This is a genomic window from Janthinobacterium sp. SUN176 (assembly GCF_030587335.1).
In the GTDB taxonomy this organism is placed as follows: domain Bacteria; phylum Pseudomonadota; class Gammaproteobacteria; order Burkholderiales; family Burkholderiaceae_D; genus Janthinobacterium; species Janthinobacterium kumbetense.
Map to the genome: position 1 here is coordinate 1444601 of NZ_JAPWIA010000001.1, position 15203 is coordinate 1459803.

A 15203-nucleotide genomic window follows, 5' to 3' on the forward strand; every position below is an offset into this window, starting at 1 on the left:
GCCGCCTGGCTAGGCGACTTTGCTGAGCACATAGCGGTACTTGCCCGACGCCTCCGCCGCGATTTCGTCGACTTCCTCGATAACGACGTCCACTTGCGCGCCCAGTCTGGCCTGGAAACCGGTGACGATGACGGCGCGGGTGGCGTCGTCCAGGCGCGGCTGGCAGACCAGCAGCACGCGCGTGCGCAGCAGGGTTTCCTGGATGATCTTGAAGCTGCGCACCTGCGGCAGTTCGCGCACGATGTAGACGAGGGCCAGGCCGTGCATGACGGTGCCGTCCATGGCGGTGAGGAAATCCGTGCTGCGCCCTTCGATTTTCTGCAGCAGGGGCAGGCCGCGGCCGCAGGCGCACGGCTGCGTGCCCAGCGCGCCCATGTCGCCCGTGGCGTAGCGGATGAACGGGTAGTCTTGCGTGGCCAGGTGGGTGACGACGATTTCGCCCGTCACTCCCGGCGGCAGCGGCTGGCCCTGGCCATCAAGGATTTCCACGATCAGGTCTTCGGCCGTGATGTGCATGCCGCCGTCCGGGCATTCGTGGGCGATGAAGCCCGCGTCGCGCCCGCCGTAGCCGTTGGCCACGGGGCAGCCGAAGGCGGCGGCGATCTGCGCGCGCTGCTCGTCGTACAGGCGTTCGGCCGTGACGAAAGCCACTTTCACGCCCAGGCCGTCGAGCGGCAGGTCGCGCGCGCCGGCGTGGCTGGCGATGCGGCACAGGGCCGACGGGTAGCCGAACAGCATGCGCGGACGCCAGCGGCGCAGCTGCCGCACGTAGCCGTCGAGGCGGTCGGACGACATGGCAAACGCGGGCAGCAGGGTGGTGCGCAGCAGCGCGTCGCGCAGGCGGCGCACGCGGTCTTGCGCATGCAGCTCGATGGGCGAACCCCACAACACGGCTTCGCGGTCGCCGATGTCGACGCCCCACCAGCGCGTGGCGCGCCACTTGGCGGCGATGTCGTGGCTGACCCTGCGCCGTCCCAGGAAAAACTGCAGCGGCTCGCCGCTGGATCCGCCCGTGGCGAACGGGCGCAAGCCCACGGCGCGGGCGGACTTGAAACTGTCGCGCGCAGCCGCGATGTCGCGCTTGCGCAGCAGCGGCAGGCGCGCCAGATCGGCCAGCTGCCGCACCTGTTCCGGGTCGAAGCCGCTGCGGGCGAACAGGGCGCGGTAATGCGGCACGTGCGCGCCCGCGTGGCGCAGCAGCGCGCGCAGGCGCGCCAGCTGCCACGCTTCCAGCTGCTGCGCGCTCCACCACTGCGAGCGTTCCAGGCGGCGCAGCAGGCGCGCGCTGTGGTGGCCCTTCAACCATTCGTGCAGGGGAAACAGCCAGCGGGCGACGCAGCGCGTGTAGGCGCCGGGGCGCGGCGCGGCGCGGATACGGCGGTAATGGGCGGCCAGCCGGGGCGCGACGCCGGGCCAGCCGAAGGTGGCGGCGTGCGCCAGGCCCGCGTCTGCCATGGCCCGCGCGCGGGGCGGGTCGCGCAGCAGCGCCACGATGGCGTGCGCCATGGCGGCCGGATCGCCGGGCGGCACCAGCAGCGCCGTCACGCCATCGTGCAGCAGGGCGGGGATGCCGCCCACGTTGGTGCTGACGACCGGCACGCCGCAAGCCAGCGCTTCGAGCACGGAATTGGGCATGTTGTCGGCCAGGCTGGGATTGAGGACGATGTCGCTGGCCTGGTACAGGGCCGGCATGGCGGCGTTGTCGACGGGGCCGGCGAAGCGCACGGCATCCTGGACGCCGAGCGACCTGGCCAGGCGCGCCAGCGCCGCGCGCTGCGGCCCGCCGCCTGCCAGCACCAGGCGCGCCGTGGGATAGCGCCGTCGCACGAGGGCGAAGGCGCGCACGGCGCTGGCGTTGTCGTACAGGCCTTCCAGGTGGCGCGCCACGAGGATGCATGGGCCATCGGCCGATGCCGGCGCGCCACGTGCGGCGTGGGTAAAACGCTGCAAGTCCACCACGTTCGGCACGATGTGGGCCGTATGGCCATGGCGCTCGAAGACGCCGGCCAGGTAGGCCGAAGGCACGACGATGGCGCTGGCGCGGCGCAGGCTGAAGGCCACCAGGCGCGGCGAGCGGGCGAAAAAAGCGGCCGCTTCACCCCCCCGGTAATTGAGCAGGGCCGGCTTGCCTTTCAGGCTGGCGATCCACAACGCGGGCGCGGCCTGCAAATGCCAGGACCAGCCGGAATTGGCCATGATGTGGAACAGGTCGACCGTATTGGCGGCGCGCCACAGGCGCCACAGGTGCACGGGCAGGCGCAGCGCGGCGCGCAGGTAGCGGATGCGCGCCAGCCAGGGCGGCAGCAGGGGGCCGTTGACGGCCAGCAGCTGCACTTGCGCGCCATCGTCGCGCAGCATGCGCGCCAGTTGCGCCGTCTGATTCGCCATGCCGCCGGCCGGCGGCGGCAGCGGGCCGACCAGCGCGATGCGCAGGCCCGTGAAGATCATGGCATCGCTCCCGCCGCCACGCGTGCCGCGGCCGCGCGCGCATACACGGGCGCATAGCGGCCCACGCTGGCGTCCCAGCTTCGCTCCGTCTCGACGAAGGCGCGCGCCTGGCGCCGCAGCGCCGGCCAGCTGGCAGGCGCCAGCAGCAGGGCCAGTATGGCGTGCGCCAGCGCGTCGGCGTCGCCGGCGCGAAACAGCATGCCCGTCTTGCCATGCTGGAGCAGTTCGCGGTGGCCGCCCACGTCGGACGCCACCACGAGGCGGCCCTGGGCCATCGCCTCGAGCGGTTTCAAGGGCGTCACCAGCTCCGTCAGGCGCATCGGCAGGCGCGGGTACACGCAGATGTCGATCAACTGATAATACGTGGCCACCTGCGCATGCGGCACCCTGCCGGCGAAGACCACGGCGTGGGCGATGCCCAGCTGGGCCGCCAGTGCGTGCAGCGCCGCTTCCTGCGGGCCGCCGCCGGCCAGCAGCAGCCGCAATGCCGGCTGCGCCGCCAGCAGGCGCGGCATGGCGCGCAGCAGCAGGTCCAGTCCCTCGTAGGCGTAAAACGAGCCGATGAAGCCGATCGTCAGGTGGCCATGCAGGCCCAGCTTGTGCGCCAGCCAGTGGTCTTCGGCGGCGGTGGCGCTGAAGGCGGCCGCATCGACGGCGTTCGGGATGACGGTGATTTTATGCGCGGGCACGCCGCGCGCGCACAGTTCGCGCCGCAAGCCGTCGCAGATGGTGGTGACGGCGTCGGCGCGGCGCAGCGCGTAGGTTTCCAGTGCCCGCGTGAGGCGGTAGCGCAGGCCGCCGGGCCGGCTGCTGCCATGGTCGGCGGCCGCGTCTTCCCAGAAGGCGCGCACTTCATATACGACGGGGATGCCCAGCGCGCGGCCCGCGTTGAGGGCGGCGATGGCGTTCAGGGCGGGCGAATGCGCGTGCAGGATGTCGGGCTTGAGCCGCCGCGCCAGCCGGCGCAGGCGCACGGCCAGGCCGGTGATGACGGCCACCTGCCGCAGCACGGGCAGGCGCGCCCACCAGCGCGCATCGGGCGCCGTGCGGTAAAAATGCCAGCCGTCGACCAGCTGTTGCGCGCCATCCGTCGGCCCCTGCTTGGCACTGGTGAGCTGCATCGTGTGCCAGCCCAGCGCGCGCTGCTGCCGCAGGATGGCCAGGGTGCGGAAGGTGTAGCCGCTGTGCAGGGGCAGCGAGTGGTCGAGGATGTGCAGGATGCGCATGGATCTACTCCATTGCCATGGCCGGCGCGGGCGCCGGCGTCTTGGGTGCACCTGCCGGCAGCACCTGGCGCAGGAAGGCCTCGAACATCAGCAGCGCCCACAGGGGCGCGCTGTAGTCGCGCCGGCCGCTCGCATGCTGTTCCAGCAGCAGGCGCACGTAATCCATGTCGAACAGGCCGCACTGCGCCAGGGTGGGACCCAGCAGCCGCTGTTGCAGGCGCTGGCGCAACGGGCCGCGCAGCCAGTCGGCCAGCGGCACGGAAAAACCCATCTTCTGGCGGTACAGCAGGGCGTCGGGCAGCAGCGGGCGCAAGGCTTTTTTCAGCAGGTACTTGCCTACGCCGCGCCGCAGCTTCAATTGCGGCGGCAGGCCGGACATCCACGCCACCAGTTCATGGTCGAGCAGGGGCGAGCGCACTTCCAGCGCATGCGCCATGCTGGCCCGGTCGACTTTGGTCAGGATGTCGCCGGGCAGGTAGGTCTTCAAGTCCAGGTACTGCACCTGTGACAGCGGGTCTTGCGCGGGACTGGCCAGCGCGTGGCGGCGCAGCACTTCCACGGCGCGGTAGCCGTGCAGGCTGCGCCGCAGCTCGGGACTGAACAGGCGCGCGCGCATGGCGTCGCCCAGCAGGCTGACGCCGTGAAAATACGCGTCCGTCGTGTCGCGCGCCAGGCCTTCGAACGTGGTCTTGGCGCGCAGGAAGCGGGGCGCCCAGTCGGCCTTCGGGTACCACCGCCCCAGGGTGCCGAACAGCGACTGGCGCAAGCCGGCCGGCAGCAGCGGGTCCATGGCCTTGCGCACCTTTTCCTCGCGCGTGTGCAGGCGGTAGCGCCGGTAGCCGGCCAGGCTTTCATCGCCGCCGTCGCCCGACAGGGCCACCGTGACGCGCTGGCGCGCCAGCTGGCAGACGCGGTAGGTGGGCATGGCGGAACTGTCGGCGAACGGTTCGTCGTACAGGTTGGCCAGCAGGTCGATCAGTTCGAAGTCGTCTTGCTCGACCTGGCGCGCGTGGTGCGCCGTGGCGTAGCGGCGCGCCACCAGGTCGGCGTAGCGCGCCTCGTTGTACGCCGGGTCGCCGAACGAGATGGAGCAGGTGTTGACGGGCGTGCTGCTGGCCCCCGCCATCAGCGCCACGACGGCGCTCGAATCGACGCCGCCCGACAGGAAGGCGCCCAGCGGCACTTCGGCCACCATGCGGATGCGCACGGCTTCGCGCAGGCGCGCCAGCAATTCGTCGGCCGCCTGCGCTTCGCTGGCGGGCGGGTTCGGCGTGAACGGGACGTCCCAGTACGGCTGCGACGCGGGCAGCGGCTGGCCGGCGCGAATCGACAGGGTATGCCCGGGCGGCAGCTTGCGCGCGTGCTGGAAGATGCTGCGCGGCTCGGGCACGTAGCCGTAGGCGAAATACTCTTCCACGGCCAGCGGGTCGAGCGCGCGCGGCATGGCCGGATGCGCGAGCAGGGCCTTGAGTTCGGAGCCGAACAGCAGGGTGCCGTCGTCCGCCTCGCCGTAGTACAGGGGTTTCACGCCCAGGCGGTCGCGCGCCAGGAACAGCAGGTGGCGCCGGCGGTCCCACAGGGCGAAGGCGAACATGCCGCGCAGGCGCTGCACGCATTGCTCTCCCCATTGTTCCCAGGCGTGGACGATGACTTCCGTGTCGCTGCTGGTGCGGAACGGGTGGCCGAACTGGCGCAGTTCCGCCATCAGGCTGCGATAGTTATAGATTTCGCCATTGAAGACGATGGCGATGCTGCGGTCGGCGTTGAACAGCGGCTGCTGGCCGCTGGCCAGGTCGATCACGGACAGGCGCCGGTGCGCCAGGCCCAGTCCCGGCTCGCGGTGCAATCCCCCTTCGTCCGGCCCCCGGTGGCGCAGGCTGTGGTTCATGCGCGCCAGCAGCAGCACGTCGATGTCGCGCTGGCCCTGCAAATCAAAGATGCCGCTGATGCCGCACATGGGAGGCCTTTCAGGGAGTGGTGGACAGGGGGGAGGGCTGGCGCGCGCCCGTCAGGCGGTCGTACACGGCCAGGTAGGCGCCGGCCATGGCGGGCAGGCTGTGCTCGGCCAGCACCTGGCGCCGCCCGCGCGCGCCGTGGCGCGGCCCCAGTTCGGGCATGCTGTAATAGTCGAGCATGGCGTCGGCCAGCATTTCGGGCGATCCGGGCGGCACCAGGGTGCCGCTCCAGCCCGACTGCACCAGTTCCGCATTGCCGCCCACCTGCGTGGCGACGATGGGCAGCCCCGTCGCCATCGCTTCGAGGATGGTGTTCGAGCTGCCTTCGGCCAGCGACGGCAGCACGAACAGATCCATGGCGCGCAGCAGCTGCGCCACGTCGTCGCGCGCGCCGGGCAGCCAGGCCAGGTGCGCCACGCCGGACTGGCGCAGCAAGTCCAGGCACGCCTGGCGGCACGGCCCGTCGCCGACGATGATCAGGCGCAGGCGCGCGCGGGCGCCCGGCTGCGCCAGCAACAGCAAAAAGGCGTGCACCAGCGAGGCGTGGTCCTTGACGGCCGCCATGCGGCCCACGCTGCCGATGACGAAGGCGCCATTGCACAGGAAGCCGGGCGGGCCCACGGCGGCCGGCGGGCCCAGGCGCGGATGGAATTGCACGCTGTCGACGCCATTGCCGATGTGCGACACCTGCGCGGGCGCGGCGCCGATGGCGTCCACCAGCCATTGCCCCAGGTCGGCGCTGACGGCGATGAAGTGCTGCACCAGCGGCAGCATGCATTTGCGCAGCAGCCGGTACTTGCGGCGGGTGCCGTGCAAGTCGCTCATGTCGCGCCCGTGTTCGCCATGCACGCGCAGGCGCACGCCGGCCAGGCAGGCCAGCAATTGCGCTTCGAGGCAGCCCAGGTTGCGCGTGTGCACCAGCGTCGGGCGCAGCTGTTTCAGCACGCGGTACAGGTGCAGATAGTGGCGCCAATCCTTGCCCTCGCGCTTGTCCAGGCTGATGATGTCGACACCGGGCGTGGTCAGGCGCTGGCGAAACGCGGTGGCGTTCTTCAGGCAGATGATGGCGTGCCGGTAGCGTTCCGGCGGCAAATGGTTGATCAGGTTCACCAGGCCGTTTTCCAGCCCGCCCACGTCGAGCTGGTGGATCACGTGCACGATCAGCGGGGCCGTGCTGGCCGCCGGCGCGCGGCCCGTCTCGGTGTCAAGGGCCATGCGGCAACTCCTGCAAGCGTTGTTCGATGACGGGCAGCGCCGCCCGCAGGAAGGCTTGCAGGTGCGCGCGCGGCGGCGGCGCCAGCTCGTCGTAGGCGGCAAAGACGATGAGGTCGGCGCCATCCTGGCGCCTGCCCAGCAGCTTGGCTTGCGCCAGCAGCAGTTTCACCAGCAGGGGCCGGGCCGTGACGACGCCGCCCTGGCGGTAGACGCGCCACACCAGCAGGCGCTCGCCGCCGTGGGCAAGCACGCTTTCGCGCACGTCCAGGGCGCCGCCGGGCAAGCCGACCTGCCGCACGCGCTGCGCCAGGGCCGTCCAGCGCGCGCCGTAGGGCGACGATAGATGCGTCAGCAATTCGGCATCGCGCACCTGGCGCGCATACCAGCGCAGTTGCAGCCCGACCGGCGCGCCGTCGCCATCCTGGCGCGCATACGTGGCGGCAAACAGCGCGGGCTTGCCCGCATACGGCGCTTGCCAGTCGATATTCCCCGCTGCCGCATCGTGCAGGCGGCGCCAGGCGGGCGGATCGGGCAAGGCCAGCACGATGGCGGGCAGCGCGGCGCCGTCGTCGCGGTGGCTGGCCAGCGCCAATGCGGGCCACAGGGCCGCCAGCAGCAGGCAGGCGGCGCTGGCGCGTACGACGGCGCGCAGGCTGGCCGCGCCGGTGCCTAGGCGTACGGGTTGAGCTGGCGGCACGGCGCGCGCCAGCGGCAGTTCGCGCCAGCGCGCGGCCAGCCAGAACAGCAGCAGCGCCACCAGGCCGAAGAACAGCCAGCCGTAGATCAGGTGGTCGACGCCCACGGCCAGGCGCATGTTGCTCAGGTGGCCCAGCATCACGATCATATAGGCGCGCACGCCATTGGCGAGGATGGGCACGAGCAACGCGGCGGCCATGACGGCCAGGCGCCGGCGCGTGCTGTGGAAGTTGACGTGGGCGAACAGGGCGCCCAGGGCCAGCGCGGCGATCAGGTAGCGCAAGCCGCTGCACGCTTCCACCACCGACCAGTTGCCCGTGGGCAGGGAAAAATTGCTGCCATCGCGGAATACGGGCACGCCCGTCCATTGCAGCGCGGTGACGGTGAAGGCGGCCGTGAAGTCGATCAGCGGTTCGAGGAAGACTTCGCCAAACGGCACGGCGAGGAACAGGTACGCGAGGGGAAAGGCCAGCAGGCGCACGGCCGGCCAGCCGAGGATGGCCAGCACGCAGGCGGGCAGCATGGCCGTGGCCGCATATTGTTCCACCACGGGCACGTTGGCGGCGTCGGCCAGCAGCCAGGCCAGGCCCAGCGCGCCCAGCAGCAGCAAGCCCGGCCGCGACGGCTGGGGCGCCAGCGCGGCCAGGCGCGCGCGCCGGCGCCAGGCCAGCCAGCAACTGATGGGCACGATCAAGAAGCCGTGCGCGAAGGTCTGCGAGCGCGACCACAATTCCAGCATCGACCAGAAGGTGGCGTGGTACAGCAGCACGACGGCGGCCAGGGCCAGCAGCAGGAGCGGCAGGGCATGCCGCTGGCCATGCCCGTCCGGCTGGACGGCCGCATCGGGCAAGCAGGCCACCGGGTCGAGTTGCACGCTCATGTGGAGGGTTCCCGCACGGGCAGCACCGGCGCGGCGGCGCCGCCGGCAGGCGTATTCGACTCAGCCTCGGCCTCGGCCTCGGCAGGCAGGCCCAGCATGGCGCCCAGGCCGCGCAGGTTGCGCTCCCAGTCGTAATCCTGCAAGACCAGCTGGCGCGCCGCCGCGCCCATGGCCGCGCCGCTCGCTTCGGCCGCGCCGTCCTGGGCATGGCGCAGCACGCGCGCGGCATGGTGGATGAATTCGGCCTCGTCGCGCGCCAGCAGCAGTTCCAGGCCCGGCTGGGCGGCGATGCCTTCCAGCGCCTGCGGCGTGGCCAGCACGATCTTGCCCATCGCCATCGCTTCCAGCACCTTGTTTTGCACGCCGCGGGCGATGCGCAGGGGCGCCACGGCCAGGGCCGCGCCCGCCAGGTAGGGGCGGATGTCGGGCACCTTGCCCGTCACCACCACGCCAGGAATCCTGGCCAGCGCCGTCACGGCGGGCACGGGCGCGCTGCCGACGATATAGAACTGCAACCGGGGAAACTCGCGCCGCAGGGCGGGCCAGACGTGGCGCACGAACCATTGCACGGCGTCGATATTCGGCCAGTAATCCATGGCGCCCGTAAATACCAGCGCCTGCACGCCGGCCGGATACACGCTGGCCCGGCCCGGCTGGGGCGTGAAATACGCCGTGTCGACGCCGTTGTTGAAGTATCCCGTCTTGCGTCGCGCCATCGGCGCGCACTGGCGGAACAGGGCTGCCTCGGCCGGCGAGACGAAGCTGGCGGCCGTGAATTGCTGGGCGATGTGGCGCTCGTACTGCAGCAGCAGCTGCGCTTCGCGCCGGTACAGCAGCGACATGGGCCAGGGTTTGCTGTCGCCGTACTGGCGCCACTTGTCGGAATCGACGTCGACGAAATCGATCACGCGGTGCAGGGCGCGGCCCGCGCTGCCGTCGATGTATTGCGCCATCGGTCCGGAAAAGGCCAGCGCGTGGCGCACCTTGCCGCCGGACAGCAAGCCGTCGACCCATTGCAGCAGCCGCGCATCGCGGTAATAGTGCACGCTCATGGCTTGCCGCGACAGCAGCGCCTGCATGGCGCGCCAGCGGGCCGTGCCGCGCTGCAAGCCGATGAAGCGCGTGCTGGCGCACAGGGCGGCCACGCTTTTCGCGTGCCGCCAGTCGTCGTCATCGTCGATGAAGCAGCCCAGGTGCACGCGGAAATGCCGGCTCAGGTATTGCAGCATGTGCCACGAACGTATCTTGTCGCCCTTGTTGGGCGGATACGGCAGGCGGTGGGCGAGGAAGAGCAGTTCGCGCATGGTGTATTTCCTTGCTTAGCCCAGTTGCCGCACGATGTGCGGCCCCAGCAGGTTGGCCAGCGGCAGCGGCAGGCGGCGCCAGGCGCGGATGAACAGCGCGTATTTCGGATTCAGGGGATTGACTTCCGGCAACGCCTTGGCGTGCACGAGCCGGCAGGCATACGGCAGCGGCTGCGGCGTAAAACCCCAGTTCTTCTTGAAATCGTATGCCCCGGTGCCGAGCTTGCTGCGGCCGAAATCGAACAGGCGGCAGCCGCGCGCGCTGGCGCGGCGCATCGCTTCCCAGTACATGAAATCGTTGGCGCCCGTGCGGCGCGCCAGCACGCTGCCGCCGCCATAGTACGGCAGCACTTCGTCGCGGAAATAGAACAGCAGCACGCTCGCTTGCGCCTGCTGGCCGTGATACACGGTGAGGATCTCGCAATCGCCGCCAAACACCGTGCGCAGCAGGGCAAAGTGGCGGCGCGCGAAGACGGGCGTGCCCAGCCGGTGCACGCTGGATGCGTAGAGCGGGTAGAAACGCTCGAGGTCATAGTCGATGGCGCTGTGCAGGCCGCCCGCCATGGCCTTGCGCACGACGGCGCGCTGCTTGCGGGGGATCGCCAGCAGATTTTGTTCCGCCTCGGGGTGTAATGCCCGGCGGAAGGTCGCGTACAGGGGTTTGTGCAGCCAGGCCGCGTCCGGCTGTTGTTCCACCTCGCGCCAGCGGTATTCCAAGTGGCCCACGCCGAGGCGCCGGGCCAGCGCCAGCGCCGCGCTGTCGAGGGCCTGGCGCACGGCCGCGTTGCCGCCGGCGATGCCGCCGTACACGCAAAAGGGCAGCGAAACGAGGGACGAACCGAACAGGCGGCTGCGCAAATGGGCCAGCGGCAGCACGCCGGCGATGCGCCCATGCTGTTCCGCGTACAGGAAATGGCTGTCGTGCCGGAAACCCTGCTGCATGACGGTGTGCCAGCCGGCGCGGTGGAAGAAGGTCGCGTCCGGACACGTGTCGACGAAGGCGTCCCAGCGCGCATGGTCGTGCCCCTGCAGCGAGCGCACGGCGATGGCGGCGCTGCCATGCAGCGGGTCGGGAGGAAGGCTGGCCTCGTGCATCATGTGCTTTCCAGAAAAATACGGTCCATGCGGTCCCAGGAGAAATCGCCCGTCAGGCGCGCCAGCCGCGCTTCCATGCGCCCCAGGTTCAGGTAGTGGCGAAAGCGCGTCCTGGCGTCGAGGCCCGTCGGGCGCGGCTGGCCGGGATCGAGTTCCCAAGGATGAAAATAGAATATGCCAGCTTGCCCGTCGCGCGAATTGATGCGTCGCAAAAGCCAGCGCGACAGTGCATACGGCATCAGCCTGAAATAACCGCCGCCGCCGGCCGGCACGTTGCGCCCGCGCAGGCGCACGGTGCTGACGGGCAATTCCAGCACGCCCTGCGGTCCCCGCGGGCGCCAGGCGAAGCGGGGTGCGTCCGGCATGCCGTAGTGGTCGTGGCGGATCGGGTAAATGCTGGAACTGTAGCGGTAGCCCGCTTCCTGCAGCACGTCGAAGGCCCACAGGTTGGCCGCGCCGATGGAAAAGCTGGGCGCCCGGTAGCCGTGCACGGCCAGCCCCGTTATCTGCTCGAGGATGGTCTTGCTGTGGCGCACGTCGTCGGCGAATTGCGCGGCCGACTGGTCGCAGGCGCGCAGGTGCGCATAGCCGTGGCTGGCCACTTCGTGCCCGGCGTCCGCCACGCGGCGCAGCATGGCCGGGTAGCGCTCGGCGATCCAGCCCAGGGTAAAAAAGGTGGCGTGGATGCGCCGGCCTTCCAGCAGCAGCAGGATGCGCTCGATATTCGCCTCGACCCGGCATTCCAGGCGGGGCCAGTCGGCGCGCGCGATGTGCGGCGCGAAGGCGGACACCTGGAAATAGTCTTCCACGTCGATGGTCAGCGCATTGCGCAGCATGGCCGGCGGCGTCATGGCGGCCCCCGGCGCGCCGCCAGCCAGGGCGCGATGACGGCGGCGATGCGCTCGGCCGCATGGCCATCCCACAGGGGCGGTAGGCGACCGCGCTTGCCGCCCGTGTCCAGGATGCCGCGCGCCAGCGCCAATATGGCGGCCGGCTGCTTGCCGGCCAGGGTATTCGTGCCGTCGCTGACGGTGACGGGGCGCTCCGTCGTGTCGCGCAGGGTCAGGCAGGGCACGCCCAGGGCCGTGCTTTCTTCCTGCACGCCGCCCGAATCCGTCAGCACCAGGTGCGCCTCTTGCATCAGGCCCAGCATTTCCAGGTAGCCCAGCGGCGGCAGACTGACGATGGCATGCCGCGCCAGCTGCCCTTCCAGGCCCGCCAGGCGCAGGCCGGCCAGGGTGCGCGGGTGGATGGGAAACAGCAGCGGCAGCCGGCGGGACAGTTGTCCCAGCGCCTGCAGCAGCGCTTCGAGTTGCGCCGGGTCATCCACGTTCGACGGCCGGTGCAGGGTCAACAGGCCATACGCGGGCGGGCAGGCGTGGCCGTGGGCGCGCAGGGTGGCGGCGGGCGCTACGGCGCGCGGCAACTGCTGCCGCAGGCTGTCGATCATGACGTTGCCCGTGAAGTGGATGCGTTCGGCGGCGATGCCTTCGCGCAGCAGGTTGGCGCGCGCGCCTTCCTCGCTGGTCAGCAGCAGGTCGGACAATTGATCCGTCAGCACGCGGTTGATTTCCTCGGGCATGCGCCGGTCGCCGCTGCGCAAGCCCGCCTCAACGTGGATCACGGGCGTGCCGCGCTTGGCCGCCACCAGCGCGCACGCCAGCGTGGAATTGACGTCGCCCACCACCAGCACGGCATCGGGCGCCAGCGGCGGATGGGCGTCGAGCACGGCGTCGAAGCGGCGCATGATCTCGGCCGTCTGCTGCGCGTGGTTGCCGGAGCCGACGTCGAGGGCGATGTCGGGCGGGCGCATGTCCAGGTCGATGAACAGCTGTTCGTTCATGGCCGTGTCGTAATGCTGGCCCGTATGCAGCAAGGTCACGCGCACGGCGGGCGCATGGCGCGCCAGGGCGGCCAGGATGGGCGCCATCTTCATCAGGTTGGGGCGCGCGGCCACCACGCACAGCAGGTGCGCCGGCGCGGCGGATGACAGCGAAGGGTCGGACATGCTGCAGCCTCCTTAGAATTGCATGGTGAGCGTGGCGCTGACGCCGTTTTCGCGGTAGTCTCCGCCGCGGTTGCTGGCGTGCCGCGTGTGCCGCACGTCGATGCTGGCCGTCATGTCCGGCTGCAGGATGCGCGTGTAGCCGGCCGTCAAGGTGATGTTGTTGTCGCGCCGGGGCGCGCTCAGCGAACGCACGCCGGCGTAGCCGGCATTGACATTGACGGTGGTGCGCGAATTGGCTTGCCAGCCCCAGCCCAGGTTGCCGCCGACCTGGCGCGTGCGGTCTTCGCTGCCGAACTCCACGCCGGGCAGCAAGCCGCTGTCGATGCCGCTGGCCGTTTGCGCCGTGCGGTCGACGGCCGTGACGCCGACGATCATCGTGCTTTTCGCCGTGGCGCGCGCCATCGTCAGCTTCAGTTGCTTTTGCAGGAAATAGCGGTGGCTGAAGTAATTGATGGCGCCCCGTTCCGGCCCCAGGCTGTTGGCGTAGCGCAGGAAGGCGTCGATGCGCAAGCGCCGGTCGCGCGCATTGGGAAAGATGCCGCGCCACAATTGATCGAGCAGCCGGCCCGCATCGCGGTCGCCCAGGCGCGAAAACTGCGTCGGCATGGTGGTGATGTTTTCGCCGTAGCTCAATTGCCAGTTGGTATGGCGCTGCAGGAAGGTGGCGTCCAGGCTGTAGGTGGTGCCAAAGAAGCGCTTGCCCGTGCTGAAGGCCACGCTGGTGCGCGGCGACGGCGTCCACACGCCGCCCAGCGACCAGAAGCGGCCCGCCGGCGCCTTGCCGCTGGTCGACAGATAGCCTTCCTTTTCCATGCCGCCGCTGGCCGTGGCCGCCCACTTGCTGTTGATGGGATAGCGCAAGCCCGCGCTGCTGCGCTGCATGCGCACGGGCGCCAGCTTGCTGTCCTGCGTGCGGCGCACGTCGTGGCTGGCGTTCCAGGTCCAGCCGTTGCCGCGCGGCTCGCCATTGAGCAGCAACTCCAGTTCATCGCTGTGCACGGAGAGCAGGTCGCCGCCGCTGTCGACCGTGTTGCGCATGTAGCGCAGCTCGGCCGAGGCCAGGCCGCGGAAACGGTGGCGCAGGTAGGGGCTGATGCCCGTCGTGCGCACGGTGCTGGCATTGTCCGTGTCGGGCAGGCCGTCGATCAGTTGCGGGCCGAATGGCGAGATGTTGCGCCGGCTCACGCTGGCGTCCGCATCGATGAAGAACCAGTCCTGCACCAGCTCGGCGTCGGCCGAGGCGCGCAGTTCGTGGGTATCCGTATCGGCGCGCTGCCCCGACAGGTATTTGCGCCAGCTGTAATCGAGGTGCACGCGCAGGCGGGGACCCGTGCCGATGAGGGCGATGGCGGGCGCGATTTCCGTGATGAAGTCCGATTGCGCCTGGCCGGACGGCGCGCGCAAGGCATTGTCCGTATAGCTTTCGCGCAGGCGCAGCGACGGTTTCACCAGCCAGTCGACGGCGCCGGCCGGCAGCGGCAGCAGCAGGGACAGGAACGGCAGCAGCGGCAGCGGAACCCGGCCGCTAGTCGTAATAGCCATAGCCGTAGTAGTCGTTGCCGGGGAACGATTTGGTCTTGTTGTAGATCAAATGAATGTGTTCGCACGACTCGATCTGCCGCAGCGCTTCCTTGACGGCGTGCTGCGTCGTCGTTTCCGCCTCGACCACCATCACCACTTGCCCCATCTGCCCGACCAGCGCGTGCGCCTCGCTGGTGATCAAGAGGGGCGGTGAATCGAAGATGACGACGCGGTCGCTGTAGCGGCTGGCAATTTCCGCCAGCAGGCGGCTCATGGCGCGGCTGGCCAGCAATTCCGTCGCATGCTTGTTGCTGCGCCCGGCGGGCAGGATGCTCAGGTTGGCCACATTGGTTTTCAGGATCACGTCGCCCATCGCCAGTTGCGGGTCGAGCAGCACGTCCATCAGCCCCGGCTCCGGCGGCAGGCCCAGCACTTTCAGCACGGACGGGCGCGCCACATCGGCATCGACCAGCAGCACCGTGATATCCATTTCCATGGCGATGCTCATGGCCAGGTTCACGGCGCAGTAGGTCTTGCCTTCGCCGGGCATGGCGCTGGTGACGACGATCAGGTTGCCGTGGCGGATGGCCTCTGCGCCGCTGGCGCGCGCCTGGCGCAGCAGCGGGCGCTTGATGATGCGGAAATCCTCGGCCACCGAGCTGCGTCCGCCTTCCTGCGTGAGCATGCCTTGCTCCGCCAGCCGGGCCAGGTTCAGGGGGCGGTACTGGGGCGACCTGGCCGCGTCCGCGCCATCCGCCCCCGCCGCGCCCGCTGCGCCATACGGCACGCCGGCCTCGGCCACGCCCAGGATGGTGGGCTCCTGCTTGCCGCTGTCCTTGCTGCTCATCGTCGCTC

Annotated in this window: 11 protein-coding genes; all 11 read right to left on the reverse strand. The window is 70.1% G+C overall.

Translation table 11 applies throughout. The features are described from left to right. Positions 1–9: 9 nt before the first annotated feature. The 11 genes from O3299_RS06440 to O3299_RS06490 are packed head-to-tail and all read right to left on the reverse strand — an operon-like array spanning position 10 to position 15195. Positions 10–2448 (reverse strand): glycosyltransferase, encoded by a 2439-nt coding sequence (locus O3299_RS06440; RefSeq protein ID WP_305061825.1) that lies wholly within the window; start codon positions 2446–2448, stop codon positions 10–12. After that, complete coding sequence (locus O3299_RS06445; protein ID WP_251348832.1) at positions 2445–3674, reverse strand: TIGR04063 family PEP-CTERM/XrtA system glycosyltransferase; 1230 nt, start codon at positions 3672–3674, stop codon at positions 2445–2447. The genes O3299_RS06440 and O3299_RS06445 overlap by 4 nt, the downstream gene beginning before the upstream one ends. Positions 3675–3678: 4 nt before the next feature. Next, a complete protein-coding gene (locus O3299_RS06450; RefSeq protein ID WP_305061826.1) occupies positions 3679–5631 on the reverse strand; it encodes an XrtA/PEP-CTERM system amidotransferase in 1953 nt (650 codons plus the stop codon). Between the two features lie 10 nt (positions 5632–5641). Further along, positions 5642–6844 (reverse strand): TIGR03088 family PEP-CTERM/XrtA system glycosyltransferase, encoded by a 1203-nt coding sequence (locus O3299_RS06455; RefSeq protein ID WP_305061827.1) that lies wholly within the window; start codon positions 6842–6844, stop codon positions 5642–5644. Continuing rightward, positions 6834–8420 (reverse strand): exosortase A, encoded by a 1587-nt coding sequence (gene xrtA / locus O3299_RS06460; protein ID WP_305061828.1) that lies wholly within the window; start codon positions 8418–8420, stop codon positions 6834–6836. The genes O3299_RS06455 and xrtA overlap by 11 nt, the downstream gene beginning before the upstream one ends. Continuing rightward, positions 8417–9724, reverse strand: a complete 1308-nt coding sequence (locus O3299_RS06465; RefSeq protein ID WP_305061829.1) for a TIGR03087 family PEP-CTERM/XrtA system glycosyltransferase — start codon at positions 9722–9724, stop codon at positions 8417–8419. Before O3299_RS06465 ends, xrtA begins: the two co-directional genes overlap by 4 nt. Before the next feature lie 15 nt (positions 9725–9739). Further along, on the reverse strand, positions 9740–10819 hold the full coding sequence (locus tag O3299_RS06470) for a FemAB family XrtA/PEP-CTERM system-associated protein (protein ID WP_305062948.1): 1080 nt from the start codon (positions 10817–10819) through the stop codon (positions 9740–9742). Then, positions 10819–11670, reverse strand: coding sequence for an XrtA system polysaccharide deacetylase (locus O3299_RS06475; protein WP_305061830.1), 852 nt, complete (start codon positions 11668–11670; stop codon positions 10819–10821). The genes O3299_RS06470 and O3299_RS06475 overlap by 1 nt, the downstream gene beginning before the upstream one ends. Then, complete coding sequence (gene wecB / locus O3299_RS06480) at positions 11667–12827, reverse strand: non-hydrolyzing UDP-N-acetylglucosamine 2-epimerase (RefSeq protein ID WP_305061831.1); 1161 nt, start codon at positions 12825–12827, stop codon at positions 11667–11669. Before wecB ends, O3299_RS06475 begins: the two co-directional genes overlap by 4 nt. 12 nt (positions 12828–12839) lie before the next feature. Then, positions 12840–14369 carry a TIGR03016 family PEP-CTERM system-associated outer membrane protein gene (locus tag O3299_RS06485; RefSeq protein ID WP_305061832.1) on the reverse strand — a complete coding sequence of 510 codons (1530 nt, stop codon included), beginning with the start codon at positions 14367–14369 and terminating at the stop codon, positions 12840–12842. Further along, positions 14353–15195: an XrtA-associated tyrosine autokinase gene (locus tag O3299_RS06490; protein WP_305061833.1), complete on the reverse strand. Its 843-nt coding sequence runs from the start codon at positions 15193–15195 to the stop codon at positions 14353–14355. The genes O3299_RS06485 and O3299_RS06490 overlap by 17 nt, the downstream gene beginning before the upstream one ends. Positions 15196–15203 lie beyond the last annotated feature (8 nt).